Raw genomic sequence first — 12205 nt, forward strand, 5'->3', positions numbered from 1 at the left:
ACCCATGAACACGACCGCCCTGCACTGGATCAACGGCGAGTGGGTGGACTCCCCGTCGCACGCCGGCAGTACGAACCCCGCCACCGGAGAGACGATCGGCCAGTACGCCGACGGCGGCGAGACGGAAGCCGCCGCCGCGATCACGGCGGCGAAGACGGCCTTCGAACAGACCGGATGGAAGGACGACCGGCTGCTGCGCGTCCGCGCACTCAACGAGATGGCCCACGCCTTCCAGGACCACACCGAGGACCTCGTCGAGGCACTGGCCCTGGAGAACGGCAAACTCAAGCCGCACGCGCGCTTCGAAGTGGAGATGGTGCCGCCCAAGCTGCGTTACTACGCCTCACTGGTGCGCACCGAGTACGGCCGCGCGCTGGAGGTGAAGCCCGGCTCCTTCTCCATGGTGCTGCGCCAGCCGCGCGGGGTGTCCGGCATCATCACGCCCTGGAACTCGCCGCTCGTGCTCCTGATCCGCTCGCTCGCCCCGGCACTCGCCGCAGGTACCACCACGGTGGTGAAGATGCCCGGCCAGACCGCCCAGATCAACTCGCTGATCTACCGGATCATCTCCGAGGTCCGCTCGCTGCCCCGGGGTGTGGTCAACGCCTTCACCGAACTGCACGGCAACGGTGCCCGCTACCTGATCGCCTCGCCCGACGTGCCGTGCATCAGCTACACCGGCAGCACCGAGGTCGGCCGGGCGATCTCCGCCACCGGCGCCGAGCACCTGAAGCGCTTCGGCCTCGAACTCGGCGGCAAGACCCCCATGCTGGTGTTCGACGACGCGGACCTGGACGCCACCGTCCCCGCCCTGGTCAACGCCCTGGTCGTCTTCAACGGCCAGTTCTGCATGACCGGCAGCCGCATCCTGGCCCAACGCGGCATCGCCGACGCGCTGCGCGAGCGCCTGACCGACCGACTGGAGAACCTGCGGGTGGGCCCGGCGGCCGACCCGGCCAGCGAACTCGGCCCCGTCATCGACAAGCCGAACACCGAACGCATCGACCAGGTCGTCCAGGCCGCGATCGCCGCCGGCGCCAAACCCCTGGTCCGTGGCGGCCCGTACACCGAAGGGCCGCTCGCCAAGGGCGCCTTCTACCACCCCAGTCTGCTGGAGGTCACCGACAACTCCCTCGACATCGTCCAGCAGGAGACCTTCGGCCCGGTCCTCACCTTCCAGGTCTTCGACACCGAAGCCGAGGCCGTCCGGCTCGCCAACGACAACATGTACGGCCTCGCCGCCAGCATCTGGTCCCGCGACATCGACCGCCCGCTACGGGTCGCGCGCGAACTGGACGCCGGCACCATCTGGATCAACGACTGGGCCAAGGTCTACGACGAGTTCGAGGAAGGCGGCTTCAAACAGTCCGGTCTCGGCCGGATGAACGGCATGGCCGTGATGGACGACTTCGTCGAGTACAAGCACATCACCATCACCACCGGTACCATCAAGCGCGATTGACGAACCATCAGGTCGGACCTGCCGGGGGAGTCCGGCAGGCCGGGCCCGGGGCGTCGGCGTCAGAGCGCCATCGACCTCCTCCCAGTTCCGCCGCGCATGAGTTCCCCCGCTCCGTGGGCTCGTCTACCGTGCACTCGGCAGGCGGCAACGTCGCGCAGGCAGCATGAGCGGGCCTGTCCGGTCTTCGGTCAGGTGTGCTCGGTCGCACGCGCGAGGGGCGCCGGTGCCGCCGACACCGCCGACACCGCCGACACGAGGAGGCCGCCGTATGCGAGGTCGACCGACACCCGGGCTCGAACTGCCTCCCGAGGACCGGGACGGCGCGCCGGTGACCGGCTGGACCCGTCGGCACTGGATCGCGGTCGCGGATCATCTGCTGGCGTCCCTGCGGCCCTACCGCAGCCCGCTCGGGGCGCGGATCTCGCCGCCGGGGCGCGGGAGTTGGTCGGGTGGCGACACCGACGGCCTGGAGGGGTTCGCGCGGATGGCGGTGCTGGCAGCCCTCCGGTCGGCGGCCGGGGACGAGTCCGGGCACGGCCGGCTAGCCGAGCTCGCGGGCCAGGTCACTGCCGGGCTGCTCGCCGGCACGGACCCCGGGGGGCCGGAGTGCTGGCCGATGGTCACCGACTACTCGCAGCAGATCGTCGAGGCCGCGTCGATCGCGGTGGCCCTGCACGAGTCCCGCCCGTGGATCTGGGACCGGCTGACGTCCGGTCAGCAGGAGCAGGTGGCACGGTGGCTCGGCGGGACGGTCGGCCGGGGGGTCCGGGAGAACAACCACGTGCTCTTCCAAGCGGTGGTCGGCGAGTTCCTCGCCTCGGTCGGTGCCGGGCACGACCGGGCCGAGATCGAGTCCCGGCTGGAGCAGATCGAGCCCTGGTACTCGGGCGACGGCTGGTACCTGGACGGGCCGGAGATCCGCCACGACTACCGCTCGGGCGGCCCGGGGGAGTACGCCGTCGGCCCGGCGGCGGCCTACGATGCCGGCCGCCGCTTCGACCACTACAACGCCTGGGGGCTGCACCTCTACCCGCTGCTGTGGGCGCGGATCGCGGGCGAACGCGCCGGGGCGAGGGCGGCGCTCCACCGCGAACGGCTGTACCGCTTCCTCACCCAGTACCGGCTGCTGTTCGGGCCGGACGGCGCCGTGCTGCACCAGGGGCGGTCGCTGAGCTACCGCTTCGCCTGTCTGGCCCCGTTCTGGCTCGGTGCGCTGGACGACGCGACCCCGCTCACCGCAGGGCAGACCCGACGGCTGGCGTCCGGCGTGCTGCGGCACTTCACCGAGCGGGGAGTGCCCGATCCGCGGGGCCTGCTTCCGCTCGGCTGGTACGGGGAGCAGAGCGCGGCGGCCCAGGTCTACAGCTCGCCCGGTTCGCCGTACGCGGCGGCCATGGGGTTCCTGGGGCTGCTGCTCCCGGCCGGTCACCCGGTGTGGACGGAGCCCGAGGAGCAGCTCGTGCAGGAGCGCGCGGATGTGTCGGCCGCGTTGCCCGCTCCCGGGTTCCTGGTCCAGCGGACCTCGGCCGACGGGCTCGTCCGGGTGCTCAACCACGGCTCCTGCTATCTGACGGCTCCGCCGGCGGTCGAGCGCGACGACCCCCACTACGCCAGGTTCGCCTACTCGACCCGCACCGGGCCGCTGATCGGCCCGGAAACGGAGGCGCTGCGGCTCGACAACCACCTGGCGCTGCTCCTGCCGGACGGCACCGCCACTCGCCGCGAGCGCATCCACCCGCTCGCCCTGACCGACCGGTACGCCGCCTCCTGGCACCGGCCGCTGCCTCCGGGCGGGCCCGTACCCGGCGTGCTGCCGCCGCCCGTGGTGAGCGTCTCGGTGCCGGCCGGGCCCTGGGAGATCAGGGTGCACGGCCTGTGTCGGCCGGCCGGCTGGGGAGTGCGCGAGGGGGGCTACGCGCTGGCGGCCGAGGAGGAGCCGGAGGCGGTACCCGCCGAGTGGGGAGCGGTGGGTCGAGGTCCGGGCGCGGCCGTCCGGGTGGCGCCCGGTGCGAACGGACCGGGGTTGGTCAGCGCGGTGGCCGGGTTGCACGGCTGGGCGGCGGCGGAGGTGTACCGCTGCGTGCGAGCGAACGCCTTCGGCCACTGTTCCGCCGTGCCCCTCCTCGTGCTTCCGCCCGCTTCGGCAGAGGTATTTGACGGAACGTCAGAATCTTTCACCGTGGTGGTCAGTGCTGTGCTGCTGACCGGCGCGCCGGGGGCGCCCGAGGCGCCGGACGTGACGGTCCGCGTGGCTGGTACGGAGGTCCGCCTGGCGTGGCCGGACGGGCGGAAACTCCTGGTCCGCCCGGTCCTGCCCTGGCATGCTCCGGTCGTCCAGGGCTGAGATGTCCGGATTTCCCGTTGTCCCCGGGGCGGGGCTCGGTGACGATTCCGGGGACGATTCGGCGAGTCCCGTCGACGCGAGTCCCGTCGACCGGCGTCGTGTGCGCCGGGCGACGAGCGCACCCAGGACAGGAGGACGTCCGTGGCTCCAGTGCCGACACCCCGGCCGTACGCACCGAGACCGTCGGCCGCGAGACCCTCGGGAACGGTGTGCGTGGTGACCGGAGCCGCGTCCGGGATCGGGCGGGCCACCGCGCACGCCTTCGCCGACGCGGGAGCCCACGTCGTGCTGGTGGACCGGGACGCGCCCGCACTGCGCCTCGCCGCCGCCGAGTTCGAGGGCGGCGCGACCCCCGTGCACGGTGACATCTCCCGGCCCGCCGACTGCCTCGCGGCGGCCGAGGCCGCCGGCGCGGTCGGCCTGCCGGTCCGCGCGCTGGTGAACTGCGCCGCGACGTTCCTGTCCCGGGGCGAGGACGCCACGGCCGAGGACTGGGACATCAGTCTGGGCACCAACGTCAAGGGCACGGCGCTGATGACCTCGGCCGTCGTTCCGCTGATGCGCGGGGCGGGCGGCGGCGCGGTCGTCAACATCGCCTCGGTCTCGGGGCACATCGCACAGCCCGCGCAGTGGACGTACAACGCCACCAAGGGCGCCCTGCTCGCCCTCACCCGGTGCCAGGCCCTCGACCTGGCCGAGCACGGTATCCGGGTCAACAGCGTCTCCCCGGGCCTGGTCTGGACGCCCGAGCTGGACCGGATGACCGGCGGCGACCGGGCCGGCTGGGGCCCGGTGCTCGGCGATCACCACATCCTGCGCCGGGTCGGCGAGCCGGAGGAGATCGCGGCGGCGGTGCTGTTCCTGTGCGGGCCCGGCGCGACCTTCGTCACCGGCACCGACCTCCCGGTCGACGGCGGCTACCTGGCCATGGGGCACATCCGGTCCGAACCCGGCGTACTTCCGGGGCGACGCGGGAGTGCCGCCTGAGGCAATCAGAGGCAAGGTCAATGCACAACTCCCGTTAAGGAGTTCGACATGATCCGCGTCGTGCTGGCCACCGCCAACCCCGCCAAGGCCGCCGAGATCACCGTGCTGCTCGGCTCCGCCCTGGACCTCGTCCCGCGCCCGCTCTGGCTCCCGGACACCCCGGAGGACGGCAGCACGGTCGAGGAGAACGCCTGGGCCAAGGCGGCGGCGGTGGCGGCGGCCACCGGGCTGCCCGCCGTCGCCGACGACACCGTCCTGGAGGTCGACGCGCTCGGCGGCGCGCCCGGACTGCGCTCCGGCCGCTACGCAGGCGACCACGCCGGTGAGGCCGCGAACACCGCCAAGCTGCTGCGCGAACTCGCCGGCGTGTCCGAGCAGTCGCGGGGCGCCTGGGTGCGGACCGTGGCCGTGCTCGGCTATCCGGACGGCACTCGGCTGGTGGGGACCGGGGTCGCCCGAGGCACGGTCATCCGGCAGCCGCGCGGTACCACCGGATTCGGCTACGACGCGGTGTTCGTGCCGGGCGAGGGCGACGGACGCACGCTGGCCGAGATGTCCGCAGGGGAGAAGGCGCACTACTACTGCCGCGGACGGGCGTTCCGCGACCTGCTCGCACGCCTGAACGGCCGATGACCGCCCGGCCGATGCCCGCCCGACTGATGCCCGCCCGACTGATGCCCGCCCGGGCGATGACCGCCCGACTGATGAGCGCCCGATGAGCGACCGACCGGGACCGACCGCACGAGGGGGGAACGGATGGCAGTCACCGTGGACGTGGGCGGGCACGCGACGCTGCTGATCGAGGCGAACGGCTTCCGCCTGCTGTGCGACCCGTTGGTGGGGGACACCTACCGGTCCGGCCTGCTCGGCTTCGCCCCCGCCCGCCGGATCGCCGTGCCGAGACTGCCCCGGCCGGACGCGGTGTGGATCTCGCACTCGCACCGCGACCACTTCGACCCCGCCTCCCTGCACGCGCTCGATCGCGGCGTGCCCGTGCTGCACCCGGCCGATGCGCGCATCACCCATGTCCTGGACCGGCTCGGATTCACCCGGACCACCGTCGTGCACGACTGGTTCGAGCTCGCCCCGCGCCCCGGCCTGCGCCTGACCTGGACGCCGTCGACCTTCCAGGGGCCGGAACACGGCCTGGCCGTGCGGAGCGGCCGCACCTTCGTCTGGCACCTGGTCGACAGCATCGTCCGGCCCGAGTGGGTGGACCGGCTGGTGGCCTCCGCAGGCCCGCCGGACCTGCTCCTGGCGCCGTGTCAGCCGATTCTGGAGACGCGCAGTGTCGACGGGGTGCCGCTCGGCCCGGATCCCGACTGGGCCGACCCGCCGGCCGCCCTGCTGGCCCGGGCCAGGCCGCGCCACGTCGTCCCGCTGCCGGAGGGACAGTACGCGCTCGGTGCGGCCGCGTGGCTCAACCGGCACAAGTTCCCGGTCCCGCCCGAGACCGTCGACCGGCTGATCCTCGCGGACGACGCGAGCCGGGTCGTCCTGCGTCCCGATCCCGGGGACCGGATCGAGGTGCGGCCGGACGGTTCGGTCCGTGTCGTCGCCCGCGCCGCCGACTGGGTCCGGGCCACCGGCGAGCCGCAGGACCGGTCCCATGCACCGGGGGAGTGGATCGAAGGCCTGGCGGCGCGTCACCAGGCCGATGAGGCCGCGGAGCACGACGGTCTCGACCGGCTGCTCGGCCCGCCCTGCACCGGGTTCGGCGGACTGCCGCCGTCGCTGGACCGGCTGCGCCCCACCTGCTACCGCCTTGCCCTGGTCGGCGCCGAGGGCCGTGCCGTGGCCGAGCGCTTCGTCCGGCTCGGCGCGGACGGTGCCCTCACCCGGACGCCGCCCAGCGCCCGCCCCGACGTCGAGCTGGCGGTCTGTGCCGACGACCTCGACGGGTTGCTGGCCGCCCGGTTGGGCTACTCGGCCGCGCAGTACGGTGGCAGGCTCCGCGAGATCCGACCGGGGCTGGACGCCGAGGCCGAACCCGGGCTCACCGTGATCACCAGCCGACACGACCCGGTGCCCGCCGAGGGACGCGTCGTGCTGTCCGGCATCGGCTTGTTCGCGTTGCTGCTGCGGGCCCGGCTCGGCTCCCCGCTGGCCGAGCTGGACACCGAGGTGGACGCCCTGCTCAAGGCTGGGGCGGACGAGACCGGGGCCCGCCTGTCGGCGCCGCGCCGGCCGGATCCGCGCCGGGCCGGCCCGGCGCACCCCCCGGCACCGCTGCGCGCGTCCGACCGTCCGCCGATCGCCGAGGTCGTCTGGCGCCGGATCGCCGCCCGCCTGGCCGTCGGCGAGGACCCGGCCGCCGCCTCGGGCCCCCTCCGGTACGAGGGCGGGGCCGTGTACGTCGGCATCCTCGGCCGCGCCGACTGGCCGGAGCCTGGTCCGGGTGCCCCGGCGACCGGCGTGCTGGTGCTGACCTGCCTCACCGAGGCGCAGCCGCAGCTCGGCGGCGGGGTGCGCTTCCCGGGCGAGTCGTACCGGGCGCTGCTCGCCAACCTCCGACGCTCGCCCGTCCGTGACTGGCAGGTGCTGTGGACGCTGCCGGCCGGCGTGGCAGTCCCCCGCTGGCGGGCCGCCGCGCTGTTCCCGATCACCCCGGAGCGGCTGCTCGCCGACCTGCTGCGCCAGGGCTGGGACGGCCGCCTGACGGCACCCCCGCCGCCGTGGGCGGGCGCGGAGCGGGAGTGGTGGCTCGGCGTACCGCGGCGGACCGCTCCGCCGGGGGCGGTCCGCACCCTGCGGCTGGAGGCGGCCCCCGGCCGCCCGCTGACCGGCTCGGTCGTGGACGCGGCCGAGCCGGCGGCGGGCGCGCCCGAGCCCGACTCGGCGAGTGCCGCCTTCCGCCTGCTGCCGGCCCCCGGGGATCCGTTGTGCGCCCTGCTCACCGGCGAGACCCGCTTCTCCTGGCTGCTGCCGCCCCGGGAGACCGCCGAGCTCTGCCAGGGGCTGAGTCCCGCCGCGTTCGCCGAGCGCGTCTTCCTGCTCGCCTGCACCCAGGCCGCCCCCAGTGGGGTCCCGATGTCCCGCGAACCCCATCGACCGGGAGTGTGATGCTCACCGACCCGCCACCACGCCATCGGTCCGCCCGCACCGACGCCTGCTGCCTCGTCCTGGAGGGTGGCCGGATCCTGCTCGCCGAGACCCGGGCCGAGCCGCCGTCGGTGACCGTCGAGCCCGGGACCTCGTACCGCCAGGCGGCCGCGACCGCCCTGGCGCGCGGCAGCGGACTGCATGCTCCGGCCGAACAGCTCGTCCACCTCGGCGAGTTGTACGCCGAGGCCGACCGCCGAGCCGGTACGCCGGCCCGCAACCTGCGGGTGTTCGGCTGGCGGCCGCCCGACCGGACCGCCGGTCGTACGGCCACGCCCGGGTACCACTGGGTGGCGGTGGACCGGCTCGGCGCCGTACCCGCAGGCGAGGACGCCGACACCGGCTGGCTCGGCGCCCTGGCCGTCGCACTGGCCGGGTTCTCGAAGGACCGGCCGCCGCCGGCGGTCATCGAAGCCGCCGCACACCGGCTGATCGGCGAGGTGCCGGTCCTCGACCGGCCGGAGGCGCCGGCCGCCGTGGTCGTCCTCGGGCCGCCGGCGGTCGGCAAGAGCACCCTGCTCAACCGGTTCGCGGCGCAGGACACCGGGATCGAGCACGTCCCGGACATCGTTCCCGTCACCCGGGGCCCGGGCCGGGACAACTACCTCACCCGCTACCTCCTCGGCGACGGCTCGGCGGCGTTCCTCTGCCAGCTGGAGACGCTGCTGCTGCGCGTCCTGCAGAACCTGCGCACCGGCCGGGCCGGCGTCCTCGACCAGGACGTGCACAGTTCGCTCGCCTACGCCAAGGCGCTCTACCTGAACGGCGACCTGTCAGTTCACCAGTACGAGGCGTACTACCGCTACCACTGCCTCGTCACCGCGATGCTGCCGCCGCCCACCGCGGTCGTCCACCTGACGGCCCGCACCGAGGTGCTCATGCGCCGGATGCGTCGCCGCAACCGCAAGCTGGAGCGCACCTTCACCAGCCGGTACGTGGCCCTCGTCGCCCAGTGCTTCGAGGACGTCGCCGAGGACCTGGCCGCGCGTGTGCCCGTGCACCGCGTGGACGCCTCGGAGCTCAGCCCCCAGGACGTGCTCAGCCGCTTCCGCCGTCTTCTGCCCGACACCTACGCATGCGCACCCGATCCAGATCCCGAGGAGTCAGCCACATGAGCGTGTCCGCCGACTGGCGCAACCCCGGCCCGGCTCCCACCGAGGGGCCACTCGTCGACACCCTCGGCCGCGTCGCCGGGGACCTGCGGATCTCCGTCATCGACAAGTGCAACCTTCGATGCACCTACTGCATGCCGGCCGAGGGCCTGCCGTGGTTGGGCCGCGACGACATCCTGACGGTGGACGAGATCGACCGCCTGGCCCGGCTCTTCCACCGCCTCGGCGTCCGCGAGTTCAAGATCACCGGAGGTGAGCCCACGGTACGGCGGGAGCTCCCGGAGATCGTCCGCCGCATCTGCTCGCTCGGACCGGACCTCGACGTGTCGATGACCACCAACGGGCTGCTGCTGAACCGGCTCGCCGAACCGCTGTACGCCGCCGGGCTGCGCCGGGTCACGGTCTCCTGCGACTCGCTTCTGCGCCACCGGTACCAGGAGATGACCAGGCGTGACGCGCTCGAACGGATGCGGGCGGGCCTGGCCGCCGCCCGAGTGGCGGGCTTCGACCCGGTCAAGATCAACTGTGTGGTGATCCGCGGCACCAACGACGACGAGGCGGTCGACTTCGCCCGGCTCGCCCGCGAGCACGGTTACGACGTCCGGTTCATCGAGTACATGCCGCTGGACGCCGAACAGTCCTGGGAACGCGGCAAGGTGGTCCCGGCGGACGAGTCCATGGCAGCCGTCGCGGCCGCCTACCCGCTCGAACCGGTCGCCGCCGAGGGCCCGCAGCCAGCCAGCGTGTTCCGCTTCGCGGACGGCGCACCCGGCTCGATCGGGTTCATCCCGTCCGTCACCCGGCCGTTCTGCGCGAGCTGCAACCGGATGCGGGTGACCTCCGAAGGGCAGTTCCGGGTCTGCCTCTTCGCCCTGGAGGAGCACGACCTGCGCGCCGCGCTGCGCTCCGACGCGGACGACGCGGAGCTCGAACGCCTGGTCCGCGAGGCCCTGTGGCACAAGTGGCCCGGCCACAAGATCAACCATCCGGACTTCGTCCGGCCGGCCCGCAGCATGTCGATGATCGGCGGCTGAGGTGCGGGTACTCGTCACCAACGACGACGGGGCCGCGGCGGAGGGACTGCACCGGCTGGCCGCGTTCGCCGCCGACCGGGGCATGGACGTGCTGGCCGCGGCACCCGAAGGCGAGGCCAGCGGGAGCGGAACCAGCCGGGCGGTGCCCGCGGACGGGCTGGTCCGGGTCGGCACCCGGCGGGTCGACGACACCCTGGTCCACACCGTCGCCGGCCCACCCGCGCTGATCGTCACCCTCGCCTGCCAGGGGCTCTGGGGCGAGCCGCCCGACCTGGTCCTGTCCGGCATCAATCCGGGAGCCAACCTCGGGAGTTCGGTCCTGCACTCGGGCACGGTCGGTGCGGCGCTCACCGCCGCGCGGTTCGGCCGCCCCGGCGTGGCCGTCTCGATCGACCTCGGGGCTGTGCTGCACTGGCAGACCGCGCTGCTGGCCCTCGCCGAGGTGCTGCCGCTCGTCGAGGTACCGGGCCCCGGCGAGGTGCTGCCGGCCGCCCGACCCCCGGTGGTCCTCAACGTCAACGCGCCCAACGTGCCTCCGGAACGGCTGCGCGGCGTCCGGGCCGCAGGCCTCGCCGACGACCCCGCCGTCCGGCTGTCGGCCGTCCGCATCGGGCCGGACCTGATCAGGATCGGCTACCAGGAGACCGGCAGGACCGGCACGACCGGCCTCCCCGGCCGGGTCGGCGACGTCGCCGCCCTCGCCGCCGGGTACGCGACGGTCACCGCGTTGAGCGGTGTGCGGGCGGACCCGGCGGTGGTGCTGCCCGTGAACGGTGTCCGGCGATGAACGGGCGGGTCGTCTCCTTCGCCTGGGGCCGCGGCCTCGGCCACGTGTCCCGGCTGATCGCCGTCCACACCGAACTGCGCGCCCTCGGGTGGGATTCCCTGCTGCTCACCGACCGCGAGCAGCGACTCACCGAGGACCACGGATTCGCCCAGGTGACCATTCCCACCGACGCCGACAGCCTGGTCGGCGAGCCGCTGTGCGGCACCGGGCCGAGCGTCGACCACCGACTGGCGCGGGCGCTGGTCGACCAGGCGCTCACCACCGGTGACGTCGTGCTGCACGACGTCACCGTGCAGCGGGAGCTGTACGACCGGGCCGCCAGGCTCGGCTGCCGGCAGGTCCTGGTGCACCGCTTTCAGCGCAACCGGCCCGACCCCGCCGCCTGGGTCGCCCGCCACACCCCCGCGATCGTGCAGGTCTACCTGCTGGGCGAGCCCGGCCGGGAGGAGACCGCCCACGGGGTACGGCTGACCGGGATCCCGCACGTGGTCCGGCGCCTGCTGGGCACCCGCTCGCCCTGGCCCCCGGGTACCGGGGAGCCGAGGATCGCGGTGGTCGCGGGCGGCGGCGGGCACGCGGACGCGCCCGCCTTCCTCGACGCCGCCCTCGACGCGGTGCGGACGTACGGGTTGCGGACAGCCGGGCCGCGCCACGACCCGCGGCCCGCCGATCTCCTGGTTCTTACCGGCCCGAACTTCCGGGGCCGGGTGACCGTCCCGCCGGGCCTGTCCGGCCCGGTCCGGGTGACCCCGTACCTCGGACCGGACCACGACGTGTACCGACACGCGACGGCCGCGATCACCCACGGCGGCTACAACACCGTGCAGGAACTGGCCCGTTCCGGCGTGCCGGCAGTGATCGTCCCGGGCGTGCGCGACTTCGACGACCAGCGAGTCCACCTGCGGGCCGCCGCCGGCCGGCTGAACGCGATGGTCGCCGAGCCGGACCCGGACGCGATCGCCCAGGCGCTGTACCTGCTCCTGCGGAGCGGCCGCCGTCCGATGCCGGCCGCCCCGTCCGAACCCGACGGGGCGGCCGCACTGGCCCGGGCCCTGGTGCTCCCTTAGGTCCTGTCCGGATCTAGGAGCAATGCCGGTGACTTTAGGTTGCTCCTGGCTGGGTGATGGTGACTGTCGCCGGTTCTGGTTGCGGCCAGTTGCGGTGTTGGGCGCGCTTGAGGGGCCAGTTGGACATCTTGCGTTTGATGACGCGGGGGCAGGTCCGCCTGCGGCGTTCGGGTAGCAGGCGGTCGGTGATCTCAGCCAGGGTGCGGGTCAGCGCCCTGGCGAGTGTGCCGGGGGGAAAGCGCCGCCTGGGCGGGGACCTGGCGGCGTACGACCCGCAGGCTGCGGGTGAAGGACAGGCGGTCGGGGTCCA

The 12205-nt window shown here is 73.9% G+C and carries 9 protein-coding genes; all 9 read left to right on the forward strand.

Annotated elements, in window-relative coordinates:
• The first annotated feature begins 4 nt into the window (after positions 1–4).
• Positions 5–1462, forward strand: a complete 1458-nt coding sequence (locus tag AC07BF_RS05675; RefSeq protein WP_363585527.1) for an aldehyde dehydrogenase family protein — start codon at positions 5–7, stop codon at positions 1460–1462.
• A 268-nt stretch (positions 1463–1730) separates the two neighbouring features.
• Positions 1731–3806, forward strand: coding sequence for a DUF2264 domain-containing protein (locus AC07BF_RS05680; protein WP_478333010.1), 2076 nt, complete (start codon positions 1731–1733; stop codon positions 3804–3806).
• 216 nt (positions 3807–4022) lie between these two features.
• A complete protein-coding gene (locus AC07BF_RS05685; RefSeq protein ID WP_478333011.1) occupies positions 4023–4793 on the forward strand; it encodes an SDR family NAD(P)-dependent oxidoreductase in 771 nt (256 codons plus the stop codon).
• Between the two features lie 48 nt (positions 4794–4841).
• Entirely contained in the window at positions 4842–5426 is a 585-nt protein-coding gene (locus AC07BF_RS05690; RefSeq protein ID WP_363585530.1) for a non-canonical purine NTP pyrophosphatase, read from the forward strand.
• A 123-nt stretch (positions 5427–5549) separates the two neighbouring features.
• Positions 5550–7856, forward strand: coding sequence for an MBL fold metallo-hydrolase (locus tag AC07BF_RS05695; RefSeq protein WP_363585531.1), 2307 nt, complete (start codon positions 5550–5552; stop codon positions 7854–7856).
• On the forward strand, positions 7856–9010 hold the full coding sequence (locus AC07BF_RS05700) for a deoxynucleoside kinase (protein WP_478333012.1): 1155 nt from the start codon (positions 7856–7858) through the stop codon (positions 9008–9010). The genes AC07BF_RS05695 and AC07BF_RS05700 overlap by 1 nt, the downstream gene beginning before the upstream one ends.
• Positions 9007–10041: a GTP 3',8-cyclase MoaA gene (moaA, locus tag AC07BF_RS05705; RefSeq protein WP_478333013.1), complete on the forward strand. Its 1035-nt coding sequence runs from the start codon at positions 9007–9009 to the stop codon at positions 10039–10041. The genes AC07BF_RS05700 and moaA overlap by 4 nt, the downstream gene beginning before the upstream one ends.
• 1 nt (position 10042) lies before the next feature.
• A complete protein-coding gene (gene surE, locus AC07BF_RS05710; RefSeq protein WP_478333014.1) occupies positions 10043–10828 on the forward strand; it encodes a 5'/3'-nucleotidase SurE in 786 nt (261 codons plus the stop codon).
• Complete coding sequence (locus AC07BF_RS05715; protein WP_478333015.1) at positions 10825–11895, forward strand: glycosyltransferase; 1071 nt, start codon at positions 10825–10827, stop codon at positions 11893–11895. The genes surE and AC07BF_RS05715 overlap by 4 nt, the downstream gene beginning before the upstream one ends.
• The last annotated feature ends 310 nt before the right edge of the window (positions 11896–12205 follow it).

The sequence above is a fragment of the Kitasatospora sp. NPDC043950 genome (assembly GCF_056435345.1).

Bases quoted from the DNA above. Each gene is read 5' to 3' on its own strand.
- AC07BF_RS05675 (WP_363585527.1), top strand. From the start codon at position 5: ATGAACACGACCGCCCTGCACTGGATCAACGGCGAGTGGGTGGACTCC.
- AC07BF_RS05680 (WP_478333010.1), top strand. From the start codon at position 1,731: ATGCGAGGTCGACCGACACCCGGGCTCGAACTGCCTCCCGAGGACCGG.
- AC07BF_RS05690 (WP_363585530.1), top strand. From the start codon at position 4,842: ATGATCCGCGTCGTGCTGGCCACCGCCAACCCCGCCAAGGCCGCCGAG.
- AC07BF_RS05695 (WP_363585531.1), top strand. From the start codon at position 5,550: ATGGCAGTCACCGTGGACGTGGGCGGGCACGCGACGCTGCTGATCGAG.
- AC07BF_RS05700 (WP_478333012.1), top strand. From the start codon at position 7,856: ATGCTCACCGACCCGCCACCACGCCATCGGTCCGCCCGCACCGACGCC.
- moaA (WP_478333013.1), top strand. From the start codon at position 9,007: ATGAGCGTGTCCGCCGACTGGCGCAACCCCGGCCCGGCTCCCACCGAG.
- AC07BF_RS05715 (WP_478333015.1), top strand. From the start codon at position 10,825: ATGAACGGGCGGGTCGTCTCCTTCGCCTGGGGCCGCGGCCTCGGCCAC.